This window comes from Pseudomonas sp. MCal1 (assembly GCF_026341415.1).
Taxonomy (GTDB): domain Bacteria; phylum Pseudomonadota; class Gammaproteobacteria; order Pseudomonadales; family Pseudomonadaceae; genus Aquipseudomonas.
In genome coordinates, this window is the sequence record NZ_JAKUMP010000001.1 from 137487 (window position 1) to 160867 (window position 23381).

The 23381-nt window shown below is 61.1% G+C and carries 28 protein-coding genes; 10 read left to right on the plus strand and 18 right to left on the minus strand.

Annotation, left to right across the window (positions count from 1 at the left end):
* Positions 1–112: 112 nt before the first annotated feature.
* Positions 113–1126, plus strand: coding sequence for an ABC transporter substrate-binding protein (locus tag MKZ87_RS00705; protein ID WP_227232855.1), 1014 nt, complete (start codon positions 113–115; stop codon positions 1124–1126).
* Positions 1127–1163: 37 nt separating this feature from the next.
* Here MKZ87_RS00705 and MKZ87_RS00710 read toward each other — a convergent pair whose 3' ends face one another.
* Entirely contained in the window at positions 1164–3296 is a 2133-nt protein-coding gene (locus MKZ87_RS00710) for a TonB-dependent receptor (RefSeq protein ID WP_085703633.1), read from the minus strand.
* A 94-nt stretch (positions 3297–3390) separates the two neighbouring features.
* The gene (locus tag MKZ87_RS00715) at positions 3391–3777 is read right to left on the minus strand and encodes a DUF2946 domain-containing protein (protein ID WP_011334690.1); all 387 of its coding nucleotides are present in this window, start codon (positions 3775–3777) and stop codon (positions 3391–3393) included.
* A 94-nt stretch (positions 3778–3871) separates the two neighbouring features.
* On the opposite strand from MKZ87_RS00715, the gene MKZ87_RS00720 reads away from it, so the two are divergent.
* Complete coding sequence (locus MKZ87_RS00720) at positions 3872–4312, plus strand: DUF3995 domain-containing protein (protein WP_085698239.1); 441 nt, start codon at positions 3872–3874, stop codon at positions 4310–4312.
* Here MKZ87_RS00720 and MKZ87_RS00725 read toward each other — a convergent pair.
* From MKZ87_RS00725 to MKZ87_RS00755, 7 genes are all read right to left on the minus strand, one after another.
* Complete coding sequence (locus MKZ87_RS00725; RefSeq protein ID WP_007950534.1) at positions 4309–4671, minus strand: Na+/H+ antiporter subunit G; 363 nt, start codon at positions 4669–4671, stop codon at positions 4309–4311. The two genes, MKZ87_RS00720 and MKZ87_RS00725, sit on opposite strands and share 4 nt — an antisense overlap.
* Positions 4668–4946 (minus strand): K+/H+ antiporter subunit F, encoded by a 279-nt coding sequence (locus tag MKZ87_RS00730; protein ID WP_007910754.1) that lies wholly within the window; start codon positions 4944–4946, stop codon positions 4668–4670. Before MKZ87_RS00730 ends, MKZ87_RS00725 begins: the two co-directional genes overlap by 4 nt.
* Positions 4943–5431: a Na+/H+ antiporter subunit E gene (locus MKZ87_RS00735; protein WP_085698240.1), complete on the minus strand. Its 489-nt coding sequence runs from the start codon at positions 5429–5431 to the stop codon at positions 4943–4945. The genes MKZ87_RS00730 and MKZ87_RS00735 overlap by 4 nt, the downstream gene beginning before the upstream one ends.
* Positions 5428–7107 (minus strand): monovalent cation/H+ antiporter subunit D, encoded by a 1680-nt coding sequence (locus MKZ87_RS00740; RefSeq protein WP_085703632.1) that lies wholly within the window; start codon positions 7105–7107, stop codon positions 5428–5430. The genes MKZ87_RS00735 and MKZ87_RS00740 overlap by 4 nt, the downstream gene beginning before the upstream one ends.
* Positions 7104–7448, minus strand: coding sequence for a Na+/H+ antiporter subunit C (locus tag MKZ87_RS00745; RefSeq protein ID WP_003192163.1), 345 nt, complete (start codon positions 7446–7448; stop codon positions 7104–7106). Before MKZ87_RS00745 ends, MKZ87_RS00740 begins: the two co-directional genes overlap by 4 nt.
* Positions 7448–10348 (minus strand): monovalent cation/H+ antiporter subunit A, encoded by a 2901-nt coding sequence (locus MKZ87_RS00750; RefSeq protein ID WP_085703631.1) that lies wholly within the window; start codon positions 10346–10348, stop codon positions 7448–7450. The genes MKZ87_RS00745 and MKZ87_RS00750 overlap by 1 nt, the downstream gene beginning before the upstream one ends.
* Positions 10349–10454: 106 nt before the next feature.
* Entirely contained in the window at positions 10455–11393 is a 939-nt protein-coding gene (locus MKZ87_RS00755; RefSeq protein ID WP_085703630.1) for a DMT family transporter, read from the minus strand.
* 85 nt (positions 11394–11478) lie between these two features.
* Between MKZ87_RS00755 and MKZ87_RS00760 the strand changes: the two genes are divergently transcribed.
* Positions 11479–12042, plus strand: a complete 564-nt coding sequence (locus MKZ87_RS00760; RefSeq protein WP_085703629.1) for a helix-turn-helix domain-containing protein — start codon at positions 11479–11481, stop codon at positions 12040–12042.
* A gap of 118 nt (positions 12043–12160) precedes the next feature.
* On the plus strand, positions 12161–13576 hold the full coding sequence (locus MKZ87_RS00765) for an FAD/NAD(P)-binding protein (RefSeq protein WP_085703628.1): 1416 nt from the start codon (positions 12161–12163) through the stop codon (positions 13574–13576).
* 64 nt (positions 13577–13640) lie between these two features.
* Here the strand turns inward: MKZ87_RS00765 and MKZ87_RS00770 are convergent, their stop codons facing one another.
* From MKZ87_RS00770 to ppnN, 5 genes are all read right to left on the minus strand, one after another.
* Complete coding sequence (locus MKZ87_RS00770; RefSeq protein WP_266200073.1) at positions 13641–13892, minus strand: hypothetical protein; 252 nt, start codon at positions 13890–13892, stop codon at positions 13641–13643.
* A gap of 108 nt (positions 13893–14000) precedes the next feature.
* Positions 14001–14735: a substrate-binding periplasmic protein gene (locus MKZ87_RS00775; RefSeq protein ID WP_085698247.1), complete on the minus strand. Its 735-nt coding sequence runs from the start codon at positions 14733–14735 to the stop codon at positions 14001–14003.
* Positions 14736–14897: 162 nt separating this feature from the next.
* Positions 14898–15230, minus strand: a complete 333-nt coding sequence (locus MKZ87_RS00780; protein WP_085703627.1) for a hypothetical protein — start codon at positions 15228–15230, stop codon at positions 14898–14900.
* 151 nt (positions 15231–15381) lie between these two features.
* A complete protein-coding gene (locus MKZ87_RS00785) occupies positions 15382–16119 on the minus strand; it encodes a response regulator (protein ID WP_085698249.1) in 738 nt (245 codons plus the stop codon).
* 157 nt (positions 16120–16276) lie between these two features.
* The gene (gene ppnN / locus MKZ87_RS00790; protein WP_007950520.1) at positions 16277–17650 is read right to left on the minus strand and encodes a nucleotide 5'-monophosphate nucleosidase PpnN; all 1374 of its coding nucleotides are present in this window, start codon (positions 17648–17650) and stop codon (positions 16277–16279) included.
* Between the two features lie 210 nt (positions 17651–17860).
* On the opposite strand from ppnN, the gene MKZ87_RS00795 reads away from it, so the two are divergent.
* Positions 17861–18382 (plus strand): DUF3087 domain-containing protein, encoded by a 522-nt coding sequence (locus MKZ87_RS00795; protein WP_085703626.1) that lies wholly within the window; start codon positions 17861–17863, stop codon positions 18380–18382.
* Here the strand turns inward: MKZ87_RS00795 and MKZ87_RS00800 are convergent.
* Entirely contained in the window at positions 18379–18765 is a 387-nt protein-coding gene (locus tag MKZ87_RS00800; protein ID WP_085698251.1) for a DUF2784 domain-containing protein, read from the minus strand. The two genes, MKZ87_RS00795 and MKZ87_RS00800, sit on opposite strands and share 4 nt — an antisense overlap.
* A gap of 155 nt (positions 18766–18920) precedes the next feature.
* Here MKZ87_RS00800 and MKZ87_RS00805 point away from each other — a divergent pair, with 155 nt between their 5' ends.
* Genes MKZ87_RS00805 through MKZ87_RS00815 form a run of 3 tightly spaced genes read left to right on the plus strand, consistent with a single transcriptional unit; the run spans position 18921 to position 20126 of the window.
* The gene (locus tag MKZ87_RS00805) at positions 18921–19619 is read left to right on the plus strand and encodes an AzlC family ABC transporter permease (protein WP_045121617.1); all 699 of its coding nucleotides are present in this window, start codon (positions 18921–18923) and stop codon (positions 19617–19619) included.
* Positions 19619–19930: an AzlD domain-containing protein gene (locus tag MKZ87_RS00810; protein WP_176247751.1), complete on the plus strand. Its 312-nt coding sequence runs from the start codon at positions 19619–19621 to the stop codon at positions 19928–19930. The genes MKZ87_RS00805 and MKZ87_RS00810 overlap by 1 nt, the downstream gene beginning before the upstream one ends.
* Positions 19931–19979: 49 nt before the next feature.
* Positions 19980–20126 (plus strand): hypothetical protein, encoded by a 147-nt coding sequence (locus tag MKZ87_RS00815; RefSeq protein ID WP_007950514.1) that lies wholly within the window; start codon positions 19980–19982, stop codon positions 20124–20126.
* 46 nt (positions 20127–20172) lie between these two features.
* On the opposite strand, the gene MKZ87_RS00820 is transcribed toward MKZ87_RS00815, so the two are convergent.
* Both MKZ87_RS00820 and MKZ87_RS00825 read right to left on the minus strand, forming a co-directional pair.
* Positions 20173–20445, minus strand: a complete 273-nt coding sequence (locus MKZ87_RS00820; RefSeq protein ID WP_085703624.1) for a hypothetical protein — start codon at positions 20443–20445, stop codon at positions 20173–20175.
* A gap of 268 nt (positions 20446–20713) precedes the next feature.
* A complete protein-coding gene (locus tag MKZ87_RS00825) occupies positions 20714–21394 on the minus strand; it encodes an SOS response-associated peptidase (protein ID WP_085703623.1) in 681 nt (226 codons plus the stop codon).
* A 215-nt stretch (positions 21395–21609) separates the two neighbouring features.
* On the opposite strand from MKZ87_RS00825, the gene MKZ87_RS00830 reads away from it, so the two are divergent.
* Positions 21610–22509: a polysaccharide deacetylase family protein gene (locus tag MKZ87_RS00830; RefSeq protein ID WP_266200074.1), complete on the plus strand. Its 900-nt coding sequence runs from the start codon at positions 21610–21612 to the stop codon at positions 22507–22509.
* Between the two features lie 122 nt (positions 22510–22631).
* Positions 22632–22874, plus strand: a complete 243-nt coding sequence (locus tag MKZ87_RS00835; RefSeq protein ID WP_085698256.1) for a DUF1652 domain-containing protein — start codon at positions 22632–22634, stop codon at positions 22872–22874.
* Between the two features lie 3 nt (positions 22875–22877).
* Here MKZ87_RS00835 and MKZ87_RS00840 read toward each other — a convergent pair whose 3' ends face one another.
* On the minus strand, positions 22878–23240 hold the full coding sequence (locus tag MKZ87_RS00840; protein WP_085698257.1) for an NUDIX hydrolase: 363 nt from the start codon (positions 23238–23240) through the stop codon (positions 22878–22880).
* Positions 23241–23381: the final 141 nt, after the last annotated feature.

Sequence of the window (23381 nt, forward strand, 5' to 3'; positions counted from 1 at the left end):
CCCCTGAAAAAGCAGGAACCTCGTCTACAGTCAGTTGACTGAGTATTCAGAGGCTTGCGGTCTTCTGTCAGGCCATCCTGCTATTGCTGTGAACAGCACGAGGTGCAAAAGCATGAACGGATTTCGACGGTTGCTGGCCGCTGGCCTGACCACCTTCGGCTTGATGACGGCGGTGCCTGCGGTGAGCGCGGCACAGGCGCCGATCCACTTTGCCGACCTGAACTGGGAAAGCGGCAGCCTGATCACCGATGTCCTGCGCATCATCGTCGAGAAGGGCTACGGCCTGCCGACCGACACCTTGCCGGGCACCACCATCACGCTTGAGACGGCGTTGGCCAACAATGACATTCAGGTCATTGGTGAAGAGTGGGCCGGACGCAGTCCGGTTTGGGTCAAGGCCGAATCCGAAGGCAAGGTCGCCAGCCTGGGCGACACAGTCAAAGGGGCGACCGAAGGCTGGTGGGTGCCGGAATACGTGATCAAGGGCGACCCGGCCAAGGGCATCAAGCCACTGGCGCCGGACCTGCGCAGCGTCAGCGATCTCAAGAAGTACAAGGACGTGTTCAAGGACCCGGAAACCCCGAGCAAGGGTCGATTCCTCAACAGCCCGATCGGCTGGACGTCGGAGGTGGTGAACAAGCAGAAGCTCACGGCCTATGGCTTGCAGAATGACTTCACCAATTTCCGCAGCGGCTCTGGTGCGGCACTGGATGCTGAAATCAGCTCATCGATCCGCCGGGGCAAACCGGTGCTGTTCTATTACTGGTCGCCCACGCCATTGCTCGGCAAGTTCAAGCTGGTTCAACTGGAAGAACCGCCGTTCGACGCCGAAGCGTGGAAGACCCTGACCGACGCCGACAATCCCAATCCAAAACCGACCCGTTCACTGGCTTCCAAGCTGTCGATCGGGGTGTCCACGCCATTCCAGAAGCAGTATCCGCAAATTGCCGAGTTCTTCAGCAAGGTCGACTTTCCGATCGATGACTTGAACAAGGCGCTGGCCGAAATGAGCGAGAAACACACGGCGCCTCGGGATGCGGCGGTGGCGTTCATGAAAGCGCATCCGGATGTGTGGCAGGCGTGGTTGCCGAAGGATGTAGCGCAGAAGGTTCAGGCAGGTCTGTAGCGATGTGGCGAGGGCACCAGGCCCTCGCCAAAGTGGATCAGAACCTTGTCTGCACTGCCAGCTCGAATGTACGCGGTGTGCCGAGGTAATACGCCGGCGACACATGGGCGAACTCGGCATACACCTCATTCGTCAGGTTACGCACCCGCCCGGTCACCGTGGTATGCGAATCCACCTTGTAGCTGAGGAAGCTGCCAAACAGTGTGTAGGACGGCACGGTCATGGTGTTGGCGTTATCGGCGAACACCGATGCTACGTACCGCGCATCGACCCCGCCTTGCCATTGCGACGAGAAATCGTAGGTCAACCACAGATTGCCGACTCGGTCCGGCACGTTGGTCGGTGTGTTGCCCTTGCGGGAGACCACTACGCCGGCGGCGTTCTTCTCGTTGAATTCATCGTATTGCGCGTCGACCCAAGCGAAGTTGCCTTCGGCCAGCAACTTGTCGGTGATCCGTAGCGAGCTGGCAATCTCGATGCCTTTCGAAGTCTGCTGGCCGACCGGAATGCTGCTGGTCGGGTCCAGTGGATCCGTCACCGCGAAATCTTTTCGCTCGATAGTGTAGGCGGCCACCGTCGCCGAACCGCGACCGTTCAGATAGTCGAACTTGCCGCCGATTTCCCATTGTTTGCCGGTCGAGACATCAAAGTCCTGAGTGCCATTGGGTTGCTCGGCGGCGGTGCTGTATTGCACGTAGACATTGGCTGACGGAATGAACTGATACGTCAGGCCGACGCGTCCGGTGACTGGCTCCCAGCTGCGCTTCAGATGACGCGGGTTGCTCGCGGTCACCGTGCGATGGTTGGTTACGTCGAGGTCGATGTCGTCGTAGCGCAGGCCTGTGAGCAACGAGAGCTTGTCGGTCAGCGCCAGGCGATTTTCGGCAAACAGCGCTTTGGTCGTCACCTCATTGGTCTTGTCGCTGACAAAACCCGGCATCGTTCCGGGAATGTCATAAAAGTGCCCCGGTCGGTAGTTGTTCGGGTTCACCGTGCTGGCGCCTTTGACGTTCAGCGGCGAGTTGGTGGTCTGGTTGACTTTGTACTCGAAACCACCGGACCAGGTGGTGTCGAGGCCGAACAGGGTGTTGTCGTGGCGCAATTCGAACTGGTTGCCGTTCTGCTCGCCCTGGTGTCGAACCTGATACGCGGTGGAGCGATTCACCGCGCTGTTGTCGGCGTTGTATTGATAGGTTTCCAGGTTGCGGTAATCACGTTGGCTGTCGAGGTGATAGAGAGTGTTGCGCAGGCTGGTGCTGTCGTTGATCCGGTAATCGATGATCGAGCGCACCCAGATGGTCCGCTGCTCGTAGCGGCCGTCCTCGACGTTGTAGTTGTTGAAGCGGTTGTGCTTGTCGATCTTCAATTCGCCGGCCTTGGGGTTGAGCACCGGCGTGCCCCAGTACGGGCTGTCCTCGTGTTCGTCCTGATATTCCAGGGCCAGGGTGTGCGACAGGTTTGGCGTCAGGTCGCTGAGCAACGAAAATGCCACGCTCCAGGCATCGCGTTCCTGGCGGTCGATGTAGCCATTGCTGGTGTTGTGGCTGACATCGAGTCGCGCGTAATGCTGCACGTCGGCACCGGGTTCGGTCAGCGCGTGATTGAGGCCGAATGCGGTTTCGGTGGTGTCGTAGGTGCCATAACTGACTCGGCCTTCGACGGCTTGCTCGTCGCGAGTAGCCAGTTTGGTCACGTAGTTCAGCGAACCGCCGACCGAACCGGCGCCGTTGATCAGTGAAGACGGGCCGCCCAACAGTTCGACCCGGTCATAAATCCACGAATCCACGGGGCGCGCCAGTCCGCCGGAAACGTTGACGCCGTTGAACATCTGGGTGATCTGGCTGCTGGTGAAACCGCGGTAGGAGACGAACCCGCCAAAGCCAGGCGGCGCACTGGCGTTCACCCCCGGCAAGGTGTTGGCTGCGTCCTGAAAGTTTTGCGAACCGTGACGTTCGATGTCATTGCGGTTGGCGATGGCCACCGAAGCCGGGGTGTCACGCACGCTAAGGCCAAGACGCGAGGCCATGCCGCTGGATTGGTCGAGGCTCAGGCCGGGTTCTGCGCCGGACTCGCCATCAATGGTGATCGGCGCCAGATCGACCGTGGATTGCGCCCAGACGTTGACCGACAGGCAGCCGCACAGGCTCGCCAGCAAGGTAAGTTGTTTCATCGATTGAATCCTGAATGCTTGTCTCGGAGTCAGCGCACAGGCGAACGCCGCGCGTTGGCGCAGTGGGCTGACAAATCAAAAAGGGCAAGGACACTCAGGCGAGCGGCGGAGCGCGGGGATTGGCCGAAGGCCAGATGAAGCGGGCAGGGAGGTCAGCGCTGACAATGGCCGGCAGCGGCGGGCTGTGTTGTTCCGGCAGGATAGCCAGGGTCAGGCTGGAGTTGAACGCCGGACCCATACCGCCAGTGGAGCACAGCGGGCAGCCGAAGGCCTTGGCCAGCGTCGGCAGTTTTTCTTCGGCGGGATTCGAGGCGAGCGGCGCCTGGGTGCTCGGGTCGACGGCGCAGAACTGGCCGCCGATACCGTTGAGCTGCATGCCGACCATTTGTCCGTGACCGATGCTGCAGGCGAACACGTTGAACAGAACGCAGCAATAGAGCATCCAGGCCAATAGTGAGCGATCGGTACGGGTGAATTTCATGGGGCGGCACTTTACCGCACCGCCGACCGGTCGTGCACATGGAAAAATGCCGACTAGGATGTTTTGTTCAAATCCCTTTAAAGGATTCTCGACCATGACCTTTGTGTTGGCTCAATGGCTGGTGACGATATTCGCGGTAATCAGTCTGATGCATGTGTATTGGGCGATGGGTGGGCAGTGGGCGGCCGTGGCCGTGGTGCCGCAGGTTCCGGTGGACAGCGGCGGGCTGACGCTCAGGCCTGCGTTCAAGCCGTCGGGCTGGATCACGCTGGTGGTGGCGGCAGCCCTGCTACTGATTGCCGCACTGGTATGCATGCGGGTGGGATGGTGGCTGCCCGTCGTGCATCACTGGGCACTGCAATGGGTGATCAGCGCGATTGCGCTGCTGATGTTTGCGAGGGCGATTGGCGATTCGGAGCTGGTCGGTTTTTTCAAGGAAGTGAAGGGGTCGCGGTTTGCCCGGCTCGACACTTGGGTTTACTCGCCGTTGTGTCTGATATTGGGAGCCGGGCTCTTGGCTGTTGCCTGGATCTAGCTGCCGGTTTCAGTGCGCCGGCTGCTGACTTCGGCCGGCACGTCATCCCCGGCCATGCGCTTGCGGAACAACGCCGCCCGCGCCAGGAGCAAGGTGGTCACCGGTACGGTGATCGACAGCAGAATCGGGATCAGCCATGCGTGCAGCACCGGCCCGGACTTGAGCGCGGAAAAACAGATGATCGATGCCAGTGCCACGCACCACGCACCGAGTGTCGAGGCCAGCGCCGGTGGGTGCATGCGTTGAAAGTAGTCCTTCATCCGCAGCAGTCCGGTTGCGCCGATCAGGGCGAACACGCCGCTGAGGACCAGCAGGATCGCCACCGGGATTTCCACCCACAGAGACAGTTCAGCGTTCATTCGATCACCTCGCCACGCAGGAGGAATTTCGCCAGGGCAAACGAGCCGACGAAGCCGAACAGCGCGATCAGCAGCGCCGCTTCGAAGTAGGTGTCACTGGAATAGCGGATCCCCAGGGTCAGCATCATCAGCATGGCGACGATGTACAGGTAATCCAGCGCCAGTACCCGGTCCTGCGCCGACGGGCCTTTGAACAGGCGCACCAGTGTGAGGACCATCGCCAGGGAAAACAGGAACAGCGTCAGCAGAATCGCGTTCGACAGCAGCGGACTCATTCGAAAATCTCCATCAACGGCTGCTCGTAAGTGACCTTGAAGTGCTGGATGAATTGCGCCTCGTCATCCAGATCCCAGACGTGCAACAACAGAATGCTGCGATCGAGCGCCAGTTCCGACCACACCGTGCCGGGCACCACCGTACAGATCATCGACAGCGCCGCCAGACCGTTGGCATCGCGCAGGTCCAGCGGCACCTTGATGAAGCGTGAACGAAGCGGCCGGCGGCCGGCGTTGAGTACGCCCCAGGCCACTTGCAGGTTCGAGACGATCACGTCACGCCCGACCAGCAGAAACAAGCGCAGAATCGTGCCCGGGCGGCGGATGTGAATCCGTTGCGGGCGCAGTTTGCGCATCATCAGCGGGGCACAGAAACCAAGTACGGCACCCAGCAGCAGGTTGCCCGGGCTGACCGACAGGTTCAGCACCAGCCACAGCAGCCACAGCGCCAGCGACAACCACGGAGCAGGAAACAGACGCTTCATGGTTGCACCTCCAGCAGTGCGGCCTTGGCTTCCGGGCTCGGCACGGCGCGGGTGCCGAGCACCGCCATCACGTATTGCTGCGGATTGTTCAGGGCATCGGCCGCCGCCTGCGTGTAACGCAGCAGCGGTTCAGCCTTGAAGGTCAGCGCGATGCACAGGCCGAGCAGCAGGAAAATCGGCGTGCATTCCAGTTTGCGCAGCAGCGGCGATGGTCGTTCTTCTGGTGACCAGAAGCGCTGGATCCCCAGCCGCGAGAACGCCATCAGCGAGCCGAGTCCGGTCAGGATAAGCAGGGCCAGCAACGCCCAGGCGGCATTCGAAATCGGTTCGCCAGCGCCGAGGCCAAGCGGATTGAGCAGGGCGCCGATCAGGCTCAGCTTGCCGATGAACCCGGACAGCGGTGGCATGCCGATAATCAGCAGCGCGCAGGCAATGAAGCTCAGACCGAGGAAGGCCATGGTCCACGGGATCACCTGACCGACTACCGCTTTCTGATCGTCGTCGAGGTTGATGCCCTTGACCGGTCGTTGCCATTGCTGCGGACGTGGGAGCAGCTCGTTTTCGTCTTCCAGTGGAACTTCGATGGCGGTACGCGAGCGTTCGATCAATTCGGCCAGCAGGAAAAGCGCGCTCAATGCCAGGGTCGAGCTGACCAGATAGAACAGCGCTGCGCCGATCAGGTTCGGTTGGGCGAAACCCACGGCCGACAGCAAAATCCCCGCCGACACCAGAATGCTCAGACTGGCCATGCGTTCCAGGCGTTGCGCGGCAATGATCGCCACGCCTGCGCCGGCCATGGTGGCCATGCCGCCGTAGATCAGCCAGTCACCGCCGAAGTAAGCCGAAGCGCCCGCTTGGCCGGAGAACAGCAGCGTCCACAGGCGCAGCAAGGTGTAGACGCCGACCTTGGTCATGATCGCGAACATGGCTGCCACCGGCGCGCTGGCCGAGGAATAGGCCGGCACCAGCCAGAAGTTCAGCGGCCACATGCCGGCCTTGGCCAGGAAGGCCACGGCCAGAATCCCCGCGCCGGCGTGCAGCAGGCCACGGTCGGCCTCAGACACCAGAGGGATCTTCAACGCCAGGTCCGCCATGTTCAGCGTGCCGGTCACGCCGTAGATCAACGCCGCGCCAATCAGGAACAGCGACGAGGCCAGCAGATTGACCGAGATGTAATGCAACCCCGACGACACCCGCGCCCGGCCCGAGCCGTGAAGCAGCAGGCCGTAGGACGCGGCCAGCAATACCTCGAAGAACACGAACAGGTTGAACAGGTCTGCCGTCAGGAACGCGCCGTACAGGCCCATCAGCTGTATCTGGAACAACGCGTGGAAGCTCGACCCGGCGCCGTCCCATCGGGCCATGGCGAACAGCAGGGCACTGACGCCGATGATCCCGGTCAGCACCAGCATCAATGCCGACAGACGATCGACCACCAGCACAATGCCGAACGGCACCTGCCAGTTGCCCGGCAGGTACACGCCGATGGAGCCGGGCACGCCGGTGGTCTGGGTCCATTGCAGCAGCGTCACCGAAATACCGAGGCCGAGGAGGCTGGAGAACAGGTTGATTTTCGCCTTCAGCGGACGGTGCTTTTCGCCGAGCATCAGCATGATGGCGGCGGTCAGCAGCGGCAGCAGGATCGGTGCGGCGATCAGGTGAGTCATCGCCGTCATTCCTTGGGCTCCCTTCCGTCAACGTGGTCGGTGCCGGTCAGGCCCCGTGAGGCCAGCAACACCACCAGAAACAATGCGGTCATGGCGAAGCTGATGACGATGGCCGTCAGCACCAGCGCCTGGGGCAGCGGGTCGGTGTAATTGAGCAGGTCCTGCGGTACGCCGTCCTTGATGATCGGCTCCTTGCCGATGAACAGGCTGCCCATGCTGAAGATGAACAGATTGACACCGTAAGACAGCAGGCACAGGCCCATCACCACCTGGAACGTCCGTGGTCGCAGGATCAGCCACACTCCGGACGCGGCGAGTACGCCGATGGCGATTGCGATGACTTCTTCCATCAGACGGCTCCTTTGGCGGCAGCGGTTTTGTGGCCCCGGACCGATTGGTGGGCGAGGGCGGTGAGGATCAGCAAGGTCGAGCCGACCACCACGGCGTAGACGCCGATATCGAAGAACAGCGCGCTGGCGATATGGATGTCACCCAGCAGCGGCAGGCTGAAATGCCAGGTGTGGGTGGTCAGGAACGGGTAGCCGACCGCCATCGCCCCAAGACCGGTAACGGTAGCGAAGAGCAGACCGGTGCCCATCCAGCGCAGCGGCCGCAGGCTCATTTGCGCCTCGACCCACTGGGTGCCGGCGACCATGTATTGCAGGATGAACGCCACCGACATCACCAGACCGGCGACGAAGCCGCCACCCGGCTGGTTGTGTCCGCGCATGAACAGATAGAACGACACCACCAGCGCAATCGGCAGCAACAGGCGCACCAGCACCGCCGGCACCATCATGAAACCGAGCGCGGTGTCGCTGGCCGAGCGCGGGTTGACCAGATCGGTGACCACGTCGGGGGCGAGCAGGCGTTGCTGGGCCGGCAGTTGCAGGCTTTCTTTCGGTGGGCGGAAACGACGCAGCAGGGCGAATACGGTCAGTGCCACGGCGGCGAGCACGGTGATTTCGCCCAGGGTGTCGAAACCACGGAAATCCACCAGCATCACATTGACCACGTTGCTGCCGCCGCCCTCGGGCAGGGCACGGCTCAGGTAAAACGAGGAAATATCGTTCGGCGTCTGCCGGGTCAGCATCGCATAGGACAGCAGCGCCATGCCGCCGCCAACGGCAATCGACAGCAGCAAGTCGCGCAGACGCCGCACTCGCGCCTTGCGCAGGCTGCTCGGCAGCGGCGAAACCTCTTCGATCCGCCGTGGCAGCCAACGCAGGCCGAGCAGGATCAGTACGGTGGTCACCACTTCGACCACCAGCTGTGTCAGGGCCAGATCCGGCGCCGAGAACCAGACGAAGGTCACGCAGGTCATCAGTCCGCAGACGCTGACCATGGTCAGGGCAGCGAGCCGGTGATACTTGGCCTGCCAGGCGGCGCCGAGAGCACAGGCGATTGCCAGCAGCCACAGGGTCACGAAAACGATCGAGCCCGGGATCTTCGGCCGGTCGCCCCAGCTCAGGCTGCTGTGCAGCATCGGGATCAGGCCGGCCAGCACTGCCGCCAATACCATCAGGAATAGCTGGGTTTGCAGACGCTTGGTGCCGATCCGCCGCTCCAGCCGCCGGGCCAGGCGCATCATCGCCACCAGACTGCGCTCGAACATTCGCTTGCCGTTGAAGCGTCCGGCCAATGGCGGGTATTTGAAGCGCCCGCGCTTGAGCTGATTGCGCAGCAGCAGATACAGCACGATGCCGCCGGACATGGCGATCAGGCTCATGATCATCGGTGCATTGAGACCGTGCCAGATCGCCAGACTGTATTGCGGCAGCTCGCCACCCACCACTGGCAATGCCGCAGCGGCGAGCAGCGGCCCGACGATTTGAGCCGGGAAAATGCCCACCAACAGACAGGTAAATACCAGCAGTTCAACCGGCGCCCGCATCCAGCGTGGCGGCTCGTGCGGCGTATGCGGCAAGTCGGTGGCAGTCGGGCCGAAGAACACATCAACGGTGAAGCGCAGCGAGTAGGCCACGCTGAACATGCCGGCGATGGTCGCGACGATCGGCAGGCTGGTTTCAACCCACGCCGTGGCGTTGATGAACACGGTTTCGGCGAAGAACATTTCTTTCGACAGGAAACCGTTGAGCAGTGGTACGCCGGCCATGGATGCACTGGCGACCATGGCCAGAGTGGCGGTAAACGGAATCAGCTTGAACAGACCATTGAGCTTGCGGATGTCGCGGGTGCCGCTTTCGTGGTCGATGATCCCGGCGGCCATGAACAGCGAAGCCTTGAAGGTCGCGTGGTTGAGAATGTGGAACACCGCGGCCACGGCGGCCAGGGGACTGTTCAGGCCCAGCAGCAGCGTGATCAGGCCGAGGTGGCTGATGGTCGAGTAGGCCAGCAAACCCTTGAGGTCGTTCTGGAACATCGCGCAATACGCGCCGAGCAGCAGCGTGGCGGCACCGGCGCCGCTGACGATATAAAACCATTCTTCGCTGCCGGACAGCGACGGCCACAACCTTGCCAGCAGGAAAACCCCGGCCTTGACCATGGTCGCCGAGTGCAGGTACGCCGAAACCGGTGTTGGCGCCGCCATCGCGTGCGGCAACCAGAAGTGGAAGGGGAACTGGGCGCTTTTGCTGAGGGCGCCGATAAGAATGAGGGGAAGCAGGATAGGGTAGAGAGCATGTGCGCGAATCAGATCGCCGGCGGCCAGGACCTTGTCCAGGTCATAGCTGCCGACGACATGGCCGAGGATCATGACCCCCGCCAGCAGGCACAATCCCCCGGCGCCGGTGACCATCAACGCCATGTACGCACCACGGCGCGCGTCGTGACGGTGGTGCCAGTAGCCGATCAGCAGGAACGAGAAGAGACTGGTCAGTTCCCAGAAGAACACAATCTGGATCAGGTTGCCGGAGATCACCAGCCCGAGCATGGCGCCCATGAACGCCAGAAAGAATGCGAAGAAACGCGGCACCGGATCGTCCGGCGACATGTAATAACGGGCATATAGGGAAACGAGGGTGCCGATGCCCAGCACCAGCATTGAGAACAGCCAGGCGAAGCCGTCCATGCGCAGAACGAAGTTCAGGCCCAGGCTGGGCAGCCATGTGAACTCTTCGCGAATTACGCCGCCATGAGCGATCTGCGGGTACAGCATCGCGACCGAGACAGTGCCGATCAACGCGACCAGACCTGCCAGCAGGGATTCGGCGTTACGTGCGTTGTGCGGCAGCACGGCTGCCAGACAACTGCCCAGAAAAGGCAGAAGCAGTAGAACTATCAGAGACATAGGCTTCTAATCTGCGGAAGTTTGTGAAGCATCATACGTGCCAGCTCCCGGATCGCCAAACGCGAGGATGTCTCTGAATCCTACAAAGTAGCCGTAAAACCCGCGTTTAGCCTTCGGTCTCGTGCTCCAATTCTTCCGTGACCGTTTGTGTCTCTTTGCCTTTGGTCTTCAATTCGCTGACGATCACTGCCGCCACGATCAGCCCCGCACCCACCAATGCAATCGCTGGCAGACGCTCCCCCGCGATACGCCCAACGATCCCGGCCCACACCGGCTCACCGGCGTAGATCAAGGTCGCCCGGGTCGGCGAAACGCTTTTCTGCGCCCAGTTCATCGCCACCTGAATCGCCGCACTCATCGCGCCCAGCCCCAGGGCGGTGCTCAGCAACAGCCACGAAAAATCCGGAATCGCCTCACCGGTCGGCACCACCATCAAGAACGACAGCACCGAAGTCGTCGCCAGTTGCACCACGGTTACGCGGCGCACATCGACCTGCCCGGCATAGTTGCTGATCAAGATGATTTCGGCCGCTATCGCGATGGCGCTGATCAGCGTGGCGATTTCACCGGGGCTGAAATTCAGTGAAGCCCCGGATGGCCCGGAAAGCAGCATCAGCCCGGTAAACGCCAGCATGATGCCGATGCTCGGCATCAAACCCGGGCGCCGACCGAGCACCAGCCATTGCAGCAGTGGCACGAACGGCACATACAGCGCGGTGATGAACGCCGACTGGCTGCTGGGAATGCTCTGCAGACCAACGGTCTGCAAGCCATAACCGAGCATGATCGCCACGCCGATAAAGGCACCGGCCTTGAGTTCGAACAGGGTCAGTTCACGCAGGTGTTTCCACGAGAACAACGCCACGATGCTCGCGGCGGCGGCAAAGCGCAGACCGACGAAAAACATCGGGCCGCTGACCGTCATGGCGTGCTGCACCAGCAGGAAGGTGCCGCCCCAGAGCATGGTGATCAGCACCAGCACGCACTCGGCTTTGCTGAACCGGTGAAACCGCAGGGGAGTTTGGGAGGAGTTGGCTGACGTCATGACCTTGCGCACTGTTTAGGAAGAGACGCACAATGCGCCAAATGTTGCGCAGTATACTGCCCAGTCCCAGCCAGTGAGCAATATAGTGCACAGAGATTCCATTCAACGGGCTTCGGTCCTGCAACACGTCAGCCAGAATGTCCGGCGCCTGCGCCACGCCGCCGACATGAGCCAGACGGCCCTCGCGGAAAAATCCGGGGTCAGCCGGCGGATGCTGGTGGCCATCGAGGCCGGCGAAAAGAATGTCAGCCTGACCACCCTCGACCGTGTCGCCGAAGCCCTCGAAGTAGCCTTCAGCGATCTGATCCAGGCCCCGGACAATCGCGATCCCGGCCGTATCAATGAACTGGCCTGGGCTGGCAGCATCCCCGGTAGCAAAGCCGTTTTGCTGTCCAAGGCCAGCGCCACCCGTGCAGTGGAACAGTGGGAATGGTGCCTGCAACCCGGCGAGATCTATCCTTCGCAGCCGGACGCCGAAGGCTGGAGCGAACAGATTTTCGTGTTCGAGGGCTGCCTGACGCTGATGCTCGGCGACCAACCCCAACAGATTGCAGCCGGGGAGTTTTTCATGTTCGCCAGCAATCAGCCGCACACCTATCGCAACGATGGGGCAGTGGCGGCGCGTTTCGTGCGCAATGTGGTGATCTGACTGACACAGAACCCGACAGCGGATCGCGTCGGCAGGAGAAAAAAGTCGCGTCCGTCTAGACGTCCTCGCGGCGTCTGAATGACACTGGCCCGAGCCTATCCTCAGTTGCGAGACCGGCATGACTCAATCCGATACGACCGCACTGCGTCACGCCGACATTCTGATTGTCGGCGGCGGCCTGAGCGGCACGATGCTGGCGGTGCAATTACTGCGTTTGCCGGGTCGCAGAAAAATCCTGGTGATCGAGCCCCGGGCCGAGTTGGGCCGGGGCGAAGCGTACAGTGCGGTGGAGCTGGGCCATACGCTCAACGGCAACGCAGCCCGGATGAGCGTCGATCCGGACAATGCCGATGACCTGACTCAGTGGCTGACCGATCACATCGCCGGCGGCGGTTGGCCGGAGTCGGATCAGCAACATGTGCCGGTCAGCGAACTGTTTCCACCGCGGGGGCTGTTCGGTGTGTACGTGCAACAGCGTCTTGCCGAAGCGCAGCAGGTGGCCGCGCAACAGGGGGCGACGGTCGAGCATGTGCGCGCCGAAGTGGTCGATGTTCAGGCCTCCAGCGATTCCGTGCAGCTCACCTTGAATGACGGTCGGCAACTGCACGGCGCTTTTGCAGTGTTGGCGACCGGGATGTTCCCGGCGGCCCGCACACCGCAAAAGGAGTCCAGCGGCCTTAATGCAGCGGCGCTGGATCCGTGGGATGTCGCGGCCATGCGCCAGCTTGATCCGCAGTCGACGGTACTGATCATCGGCTCCGGCCTGACCATGGTCGATGCCGTGGTGTCGCTGGAGCAGGCCGGGCATCGCGGGCCGATCGAGGTGTTTTCCCGGCATGGGTTGCTGCCCCATGTCCGTCGACAACCGCCCGCATGGGTGGACTTCCTCGCTGAAGATCACAGCATCTGCACGCCACGCCAGTTGTTGCGCGAATTGCGCCGGCATTGTCGCGACGCCAGCGCACAAGGCATCGACTGGCAGGCACCGCTGGACACCGTACGTGCGCACATCGGTCGGTTGTGGAGCCAGGCCAGCGATGTGCAGCGGCGTCAGTTTGTACGTCATGTGCGGCCGTGGTGGGAAAGTCATCACCATCGTTCACCGCCGCTGAGTGCGGAACTGGTCGAGCGTCTGCACCGGGAAGGGCGATTGCGCATTCATGCGGCGTCTTACAAGGGACTTGAGTCGGCGTCGGGCGACGGGGTGAGTATCCGCGTTCGCCCTCGCGGCGAGGCTGATACCCGCGTGGTGCAGGGCGCGGCATTGATCAATTCCAGCGGCATCGAATACGACTGGCGCCGGGTCGCGCGGCCTTTGCCGCAGCAATTATTGGCGCGCGGTCTGGTTCGTCCGGGGCCGTTGGCGCTGGGCATTGCGGCGGCGGTGGACGGCGCTGTGCTGGATGAAGAGGGTCGGGTCTCGAACCGCTTGTTCGCCATGGGCCCGCCGTTGCGCGGCATGTGGTGGGAAAGTACTGCCGTGACCGATGTGGCAGCTCAGGCCAAGGCACTGGCCGCGCGACTGTTGCGCTGATGCCCGAATGCAAGAAACCCCGCTTCGGCGGGGTTTCCTGTTTCTGGCAGCTCAAACCGGTCACTCAGTAGCGCTGATATTTGGAACCGAATTCCGGACGGTTTTCCGCGACGTACAGTTTGGTCTGTTCGGCATTTTGTTGCAGGTTGAGGTTGCCTTTGTGTTCGGCATCGATGCCGACGGTGTCGACGTTCAGGGTGCCGGACTGGCCAATGGTCGCAGCCGCGACAACCGGAGTGCTGGCGTGTGGGGCAGCGATGGCGGAGGTGGCGCCGATCAGGGAAACGATGAAGCCAAGTGCGATGATGTCTTTCATGATGTTGCTCCAGGGAGTGGGGAGAAGATGGGGCCCACTCTAGTGCTGGAGAGATTTAATGTGAAAACACCCTTGCGCATAGTCGTTATCGAAGGCGTTGATGCCTGATCAGCGCGGTAGGGTATTGCTCAGCCAACGCTGGCGCATCTGCTCCAGACGACCATCGGCCCGCAGCGTATCCAGCGCCTGCTGCCAGCGTGCGACCTGTTTCGGATCGGTCTGCGGCGAAAAGGCAATGTAGGTGTTCTGTTTCATCAACGGGATCTGGTACTGCAAGCGCGCTGGCTCGATGCCTTGTTCGCGGGCCAGGGCAGCCTTGGACCAGGTATCGGAGACCACGAAATCGGTACGCCCCAGGCTGAACAGCCGCATCATCTGCTCCGGGGTTTCCACGCCGTAGAGGTTGTTCAGGTCCTGCCCTTGCAGATAGCTGTAGACCAGCCATTTGCGCGGCACGGTGATCCGGCCCATATGATCGGCTTCACGCAGACTGTGCACGGGAGGCTGGAGATTGTCGCGGGCGTACAGCGCGGTTTCGACTTCGATCAGCGGCCCGACCCATTGATAGCGATCGTCACGGTCGTCGGTCCGCAGCACGGTGAATACGCCGGTGTCGGGGGTATCGCTGGCCACGCGCAGGGCGCGCAGCAACGGGACTTGTTGCAGGTGGATGCGATCGCCGGTCTGGGTCGCCAAGGCCTGTACCACGTCCACCCCGAATCCTGCGAGTTGATTGCCTTGCATGAAATGCAGGGGCGGGTGGTTGTCGGTAAGCAGTTGCAGATCCGCCGCGCTGGCCGTCAGGGCCAGCACGGACAGCAGACAGGCGGCAAATCGTTTCATGGATCGTCCCTGAACAAATCAATCGCGCAGCTTAGTACGCGCCACGACGGCTGTCGTGGGGAAACAGCGGGGCTTTTGTGTCAGAGAACAAGGCGGTTCGGTAGTGAACGCTGCGGGGGCTGAGCGCCCCCGGCAGGAATCGACAACGGCGGGTCTAAACGATCAGTAACGCTGGTACTTGGAACCGAACTCGGGACGGTTCTCGGCGACCAGCACACTGCGAGCCGAACGTTCGCGCAGTTCCTGCAAGCGATCCGCACCCCCTTCGGCGACACGTTCGCGCAACTCCTGCAAACGGTCCGCACCCCCTTCAGCCACGCGCTCACGCAGTTCCTGCAAGCGATCCGCGCCACCTTCGGCAACGCGATCTTTCTGCAGGTTTTCCGAGCCGTATTCGGCGACCAGCGGCTGGGAGCTGGCGGACGCCAGGTCGGCCAGGGCCAGGCCGCCGAGCAGACTGATGGCGAGTACCAGGGATTTCGAGGACTTCAACATGGTGTTTCTCCTTGCGTTTGAGATGAGTGAGCCAGTGCTTTCTGGTGGGTTCATTCAAACGCGAGGGTGTATCGCTGGTATGTGGTGTTGCGGCCCGAAAACACGAGTTACGTATCTGCGTGGCGAATTTATACAGAGCGATACAAATCCATCATGATTCGGCGAGCATCTCCACGGCGAAGGAGAAAACATAACCCTCGTTGCGCACAGTCTTGATGTAAGTCGGCTCGCGGGAGTCGTCCAACAGACGCTGGCGCAGGCGACTGACCAGCAAATCGATGGAGCGGTCGAACAGGTCGGCGTCGCGGCCCTGGGTCAGGTTGAGCAACTGGTCGCGGCTGAGCACCCGTTGCGGATGGTCGAGAAACACCCGGAGCAGGCGATACTCGGCGCCGCTGAGGGCGACCATGGTGTCGTCTTCATCGAGCAAATGACGGGCGGTGGTGTCCAGGCGCCAACGGCCGAACGCCAGCAGGCGCCCGGTTTCAGTGATCAGCAGATTGGGTGGCAGCATTCGCGTGCGGCGCAGCACAGCGTTGATCCGCGCCAGCAGTTCGCGGGCGGCGAAGGGTTTGGTCAGGTAATCGTCGGCGCCCATTTCCAGGCCGAGGATGCGGTCGGTCTGGTCGTCGCGGGCGGTAAGCATCAGGACCGGGATCGCCTTGTGCTTGCCGGCGCGCAACTCGCGGCACAGCACCAGCCCGTCATCGCCGGGTAGCATGATGTCGAGCACGATCAGGTCGACCGTGTTGGCTTCCAGAAAACTGCGCATCTGCCGGCCATCGGCGACCACGGTGCTGCGCAGGCCGTTCTTGGTCAGGTAATTACCGACCAGCTCGCGGATCTCGCGGTCATCGTCGACGATCAGGATGTGGTTGATGTGATCCATGGTTCACACTCTTTTTGTGGGAGCGGGCTTGCTCGCGAAAGCGATCTGTCAGTCAACAATGATGTTGAATTCGATGTCCGCTTCGCGGGCAAGCCCGCTCCCACAGTGTTATGGGGTGGCCTGAAGAATGGGGCTCCAGGCTTATGCATTGATGGTGTCAGGACACCACGCGATAGCACGGCACATACGCCGCGCCGCCCGGCAGTTTCATCCGGTGCTGGGCGACGAAGGCTTTGAGCAGCAGATCGAGCGGCTGCATGATCGCGGCGTCGCCACGGATCTGGTACGGGCCGTGTTCCTCAATCAGGCGAATGCCCTTGTCCTTGACGTTGCCGGCGACGATCCCGGAGAACGCGCGGCGCAGGTTGGCTGCCAGTTCATGGGGCGGCTGGTCGCGGTGCAGCTTGAGGTTGGCCATGTTTTCGTGGGTCGGGTCAAACGGGCGCTGGAAGCCCTCGTCGATCTTGAGCAACCAGTTGAAGTGGAACGCGTCGGCACGTTCGCGGCGGAACTGCTTCACGGCCTTGAGGCCCGCGGTCATCTGCCGCGCCACTTCGGCCGGGTCGTCGATGATGATTTCGTAGTGCTTCTTCGCTGCTTCGCCGAGGGTCGCCGTGACGAAAGCGTCGAGCTGTTCCAGGTATGGCGCGGCATGTTTCGGCCCGGTCAGGATCACCGGGAACGGCAGGCCGGCGTTGTCCGGGTGCATCAGGATGCCCAGCAGGTACAGGAATTCTTCGGCGGTGCCGGCGCCGCCCGGGAAGATGATGATGCCGTGGCCGACGCGGACGAAGGCTTCCAGACGTTTTTCGATGTCCGGCAGGATCACCAGCTCGTTGACGATCGGGTTCGGCGCTTCGGCGGCGATGATGCCCGGCTCCGTCAGGCCCAGGTAGCGGCCGCCGTGAATGCGCTGTTTGGCGTGGGCAATCGTCGCGCCTTTCATCGGACCTTTCATCACGCCCGGGCCGCAGCCGGTGCAGATGTCGAGGCTGCGCAGGCCCAGTTCGTGGCCGACTTTCTTGGTGTATTTGTATTCTTCGGTGTTGATCGAGTGGCCGCCCCAGCACACGACGATTTTCGGCTCGACGCCCGGACGCAAGGTGCGCGCGTTGCGCAGCAAGTGGAAGACGTAGTCGCTGATGCCCTGGGAGGTGCTGAGGTCAATGCTCAGGGCATCGAGTTCGTTTTCGGTGTAGACGATGTCGCGCAGGGCGCTGAACAGCATTTCCCGGGTGCTGGCGATCATTTCGCCGTCGACGAAGGCGTCGGCCGGGGCGTTCAGCAGTTCCAGGCGTACACCGCGATCCTGCTGATGGATGCGGATTTCGAAGTCTTTGTAGGCTTCAAGGATGGTTTTTGCGTTGTCGACATGCGCGCCGGTGTTGAGGATGGCCAGGGCGCACTGGCGAAAGAGGGTGTAGGTGCTGCCGGTTCCGGCCTGGCTCAGTTGCTGAACTTCACGTTGGGAAAGGGTTTCGAGGCTGCCTTTCGGGCTGACCGAGGCATTGATTACGTGTCGTTGGGTCATGCAGTGATCCTTAAAACGATGTCATTGCCGACATGGCCAATGGCATCCGAATAGTGTGTATCCATGAATGAAGATGGCACGATCTGCGTGGTATCGCCATGTCCCCGTTGGACGTTGAAAAGATGAAAAGGCGCTCCAGCATAGCTAAATCCGCCTCAGAGGCGATAATGCGCAGCCTCTTTTTAACTCAAGCCATGGAAGCCTGTCGCGATGTTCGAGATTCAACCGATCGATGCCATCACTTATCGCCAGCAGACCCGGCGCAGCACGCTGATCATCGCGGTGCTGTTTCTGGTGCTGGCGATGGTGTTTTCGACTGCGGCAGTGGCACTGTTCGGCGAGCCGGGCGGGGATAACCTGCGATTCAATGTTGGCGGGGTGTTTGGCGCATTCCTGCTGACGGCGGCGTTGCTGCGCGGGCGTTTCTGGAATCAGACCTGGATGGCCCCGGCGGTGTACGGCTGGCGGCTCAAGCGCAGCCTGATGAGTGTCACCAACGTGATGCATCAGGTGACGGCGGCGGTGGAGAAGGGCGATCCGGTGGCGATGAAGGTGCTGCGTTTCTATCACCTGGGCCTGACCCAGATGCATGAGCTGGACGGCAACTCCAGCGATCACGCGCAATTGCACCGGGAAGTCGAAGAACACAAGGCGCGGATGGGGGCGCTCGGCCTGGACACCGATCAGCCGCGCCTCGATCCGGCCTGGCTGGAAACCTTGAAAGCGCGTTAAAACGGAATGCGCGCGGCGCGTCCAAGTTTCCAGCGGCGAATCAGACGCCCGTAAACCAGCAGGTTGACCATCAGCACCACGCTGCCCAGTACCAGCTGAATCTGCGGTGTCAGCCCGGCCGGGTAAATGATCGGCCACACGTAATGTTCGATGAAACCGCCGGCGTACTCGGTCTGCCCGGCAGCGTGGCGCATCAGGTTTTCCCAATAGGTCAGTGGACAGGTCAGGTGCAATACCTCGACCGCCACGCCCCAGGCAGCCGCCGGCAAGTGCAGCCAGAACAATCGTGGCCACTTGAGCACCAGCAGCCCGCCGAACAGCACGAACAGAATGAACAGCAAATGAAACAGCACCAGCCCGTCGCCGGCTATTCGATACAGCATGTCGTCTCCCTGACGCGTGTGTGAATGGTTGCCATGTTACGCCGGTAAACGGCTGCCAGAAGGAAGGTTTTGCGCCAACTGCGCAAGATTGTTCAAGCCATCCACGGGCGTTTGTTGGCAGAGTCCGGGGTCTTGTCTCACGGTTGAAGAGTGTTATGTCTGACTCATTAATGCCGCGCAGTGCCTTTCTTCGCGGAGCCGCGGCGATCATGCCGTTATCCCTGGCCACCGCGCCCTGGGGGCTGCTGGCCGGTTCCATGGCGATCGAAGCCAACCTCACGCCGCTGCAAGGGCAGGGCCTGTCGAGCATCGTGTTCGCCGGCGCGGCACAATTGGTGGCGATCGGCATGCTCAAGGGTGGCGCGGGGATTTTTTCGATTCTGCTGACAACCTTGCTGCTGACGTCGCAGCATTTGCTCTACGGCATGAGCATGCGCCACGTGATTTCGCCGTTGCCGGGGCGCTGGCGCATCGGCCTGGGCTTTTTGCTCACCGATGAACTGTTCGCCCTGACCAGTCAGCACGACCGCCAGCAGTTCAATCGCTGGTACGCGTTGGGCGTCGGTCTGACGTTCTACATCGCCTGGAACCTCTTCACTCTGGCCGGCATCGTGCTTGGCAGCAGCATTCCGGGGCTTGAACACCTGGGGCTGGACTTCTCGATTGCCGCAACCTTCATCGCCCTGATCACCCCGGTGGTGCGCAATGTACCGACAGTGGTTTGCGTGGCGGTGTCGCTGTTCTGCTCGGTGCTGTTCAGTTATTGGCAGTGGGGCTCGGCGCTGGTGCTGTCGGGACTGGCGGGTATGACTGCCGGGTTTATCTGCAACAAGTTGTATCGGGAGCGCACATGATGGTCTGGGCAGTGATTATCGGCATGGGGATTCTGGTGTTCCTGAACCGTTACGTGTTTCTCGAGCCGCGCTTGCCGGTGCGTCTGAGCAGCAACGCGCGGCAGTTTCTCGGTTTTGCCGTGCCGGGCATGTTGACTGCGATTTGCGGGCCGATTGTATTCATGCCGGACAAACAACTGAATCTGCAGTGGGATAACCCTTATCTGCTGAGTTCACTCGTGGCAATCGGCCTGGTGATCTACACACGCAATACGTTATTCAGCATGCTGTTGAGCATGGCGTTCTTCTTTCTATTGCGCTGGTGGCTATAAGTTGCGGGTGTTCTACGCTTAATGGATGAATTTCATTAGCGAGGTGAACATGGCAACCGAGCAGAAACGTCCCGAAGAAGATGATGAACCGAGTGAAGAAGAGATCGAGCGGGAGAAACACAAGGAGCAGACCTGGAAGCATGACGACAGCCGAGAGTTGTCCGACCGTGATCAGGAACGCCCGCTGAAACCCTGAACGCCACAACGAAAAAGCCCCGCGATCGCGGGGCTTTTTCGTTTCATCAAAGATCTTCCAGCTGCGTGAAATCGGGGTGGGAGGCCCGATAACCCAAAGTCTTGTCGATCCAGGCATTCAGCTCGTTGACCATCACCGGCGGGTGGCAGGGGTAGTTTTCGAGGGTGGCGCGCAGGATACGGTCGATATCGGGTACGTCACGCAGGTTTCGAGTCTTGATGTAGTGGGCGATAAAACAGTCGAGTTGAAAGCGTTCTGTCGTGGACAGATGAATACACTCCAGGCCGGTGACCTGTTTGATTGCAAAATCGTCGCGCAACTTAGTTCTCTGCAAGGTTTGTTAAGTTTGTGGGGTATTCCTGGTTTTACTGACTCTTTGGTCAGCTGGTATGCCAATAGGAAATGCGGCGCGCATGCTATCCGTAGTGTTTCTAAAAGTATGTATGGCGATTGAAATGTCAGACAGGCGGTTAGTTCACTCAAACGACTGTGTCAGCGCCGTGTTTCGAGAATGAAACACCGTGTGTAACGCGCAGGATTCAGTTCGTGGATGGCTGCTCTTGATAACGCACCGCGCCGGCATTTATTTACGTCACCGCTTCAATCAATTCAGAACCCTGATTGCGTGAGTTACCGACCGCTTTGCCGACTTTGTGCCATTCAAACGCTTCGCTCGGCTCGGCCTCGAACAACAGCATCTGCTCGGCGCGCTCCGTGGGTGTGGCGGGATCGAGCCATTCCAGCACCCGATCGGCGTACAGCACGATCGGGCGCCGGTCGTGCACATCGAGGAGGCCACCTTCGCTATTGGCAGTGATGATGACGAAGCCGTCGTCGTCCCGTGGAGGTTCGCCGGGTGTCGGAAACTGGCCGATGGCGGCGCAGAAAACCGGCTGATGATCGGCCCGACGAATCAGCCACGGCTGTCGGCTCTTGTCGGGCCCGTCGACCCACTCGAACCAGTTGTCGACCGGCACGATCAGTCGATGGCGCCAGATTGCTCGAAAGAACGGCCCATGAGCGACTTTTTCCACCCGCGCATTGATCGGCGCCGCGCGATCCTTCGCCCAGTGCGGGCGCCAGCCCCAGCGCAGATTTTCGGCGTACAGCCGTTGTTGGTACTGGTGAAGGATCGCCAGTGACGTGGTGGGCGCGGCGTTGTAATGCGCCAGCGGTGCGTCACCAACGTGATTGATCAGCGCATCGGGAATGCTCAGCACCGCGACGAAATCGTGGATGCCCCGGTATTGCGACAGTCTTCCGCACATCGGCCGACCCTCCGGCGAACAGCTGCCTGAAGGTTTGAGCTTAGTTGCACGGATCAATCCTTGCTGCCCTGGCCGGTGAGTGCGAGCGCCTGAACCAAATCCTGTGTATCTTTATCCAACCTCGGCCCATCTCATTGGGTCGCAGGGAGGCAACAGCGGCGAGGGAGTTTTGCCATTCGACAACATGACCGCAACGGTCGGGCTCAAGGCAAAACATGACACAGTGGTTCAAGCTTTTCTGCGCGATGGCGGTGGCCGTCGGGTTGGCCGGATGCATCGCCGCTCCCATCGAAATGACCCCGCAGACCGACGCCCGGCTTAAAGAACAGGCGCCTGTGCGGTTTCTGTTGACCTTCGATGACGGGCCCAGCGCGTCGAGTTTTTTCAATCCCACCGACAGTGTGCTCGACAGCCTCAAGGACAACCCGCTGCAACCGGGCATCAAAGCGGTGTTTTTTGTCCAGACCGGCGCCCCCCGGGCGGGCAATAGCGAGATCGGTCGGCGAGTCATGCGCCGCGAGCACGCTGAAGGGCATGTTCTGGGCTTTCACACCGCCACCCATTGGCACACCAATCATCGATTGCTCGACCCGGATGAACTCGAAACTTCGCTGACCAACGGTTCGGCGGACATCGCGGCGATCACCGGCGCGCCGCCAACGTTGCTGCGTCCGCCGTTCTGGAATTACGACAAACGCACTTTCGCCGCCTATCAGCAGCACCATATGCGGGTGTTGTTGACCGACCTTAGCGCCAACGATGGCAAGATCTGGGGCTTCAACGCCAGCCCCCGGCGGCGGGCGAACATGCTGCGTCAGCTGTCGGAAGTCCGCGAACAGATAGCCCTCGGCGAATTGCCAACAGTGGACGGGGTAATTCCGGTGGTGGTGACCTTCCATGACCTCAATCGCTACACCGCTCGACACACTGGTGAGTACTTGCAGATTCTGCTCGACAGCGCCGCCGCCACCGGTGTGCGACTGGCGGACAAACCGTTCTATGACGATCGCGCGGCGCTTGAAAAAGCCGCGCTGGCGCGCACCGTGCAAGAGTCGTCGAAACCGGTGAACCTGCCGGGAATCTGGAACTGGATCTGGGATCACGACGCCCACTGATTGCGGCGAATTGAAGATGTGAAGCCGTTGGCAAATTTTACGGTGGACGGCGCAAACAGAGCGGCCAAGGCTCATCTATGCTCATTGGGTCGCCCGAGCCAACGCCTGTGAGGCGCGCCCCCATGATTGCCATTGCCGACATTTGCCGCATCGTCGAATCCGGCTTTTCGCCGTTGTGTTGCGATTGCACCGAAACGGCGCAGGGCCTCTTGCAGATCAAGGTTTACGAACCCGACAGCGGGCGCGTCAATCTGTTGCTCAACGGGGTTTCCCCGGAGCACCTGGTCACCATTCGTGACATCTCCAACTTCATCGGTGAATTGCGCACGGAAATGAGCGCCGGACGCCGGGCTTTCGCCGGCTAAGGATCAAAGACGTCGTCGAAAGGCGCGGATGATGCTCAACGTGGCTTCACCGACGTTCAGATTCTGCACCGCATCGAGCGGGTGCCAGAGACAGTCGACGATTTCATTCAGCGGGCGAACCTGATCGATGTTCAGCACCGACGCCTCGTAGACGTGGTGGCGGGTGCTGCCATTCTGTAACTCCATCAGATAAAGCATGTCGTCGCTGTCCAGTCCGGTCTCTTCTCTGAGTTCACGAGCGGCTGCCTGCGCGCGGGTTTCTCCCGGCTCGACGGTGCCCCCTGGCAGGGTCCAGCGGCACCTGGGTTTGCGCACCAGGAGAATGTGTCGATCCTGCTCGCAGATGACGGTTGCTCGTACTTTCATGTGTCACCAGAATGCCGTTTGTCATAAAACTGTCATGAAGTAGCAATATTTGGGCCGTTGCCGTTTAGAGTTTCTGAGTGCCGGACAGTGGCAAAAGTGCCGGGGACTTGACGCGGCGCGGTGCGACGTCCGGTCGGCACG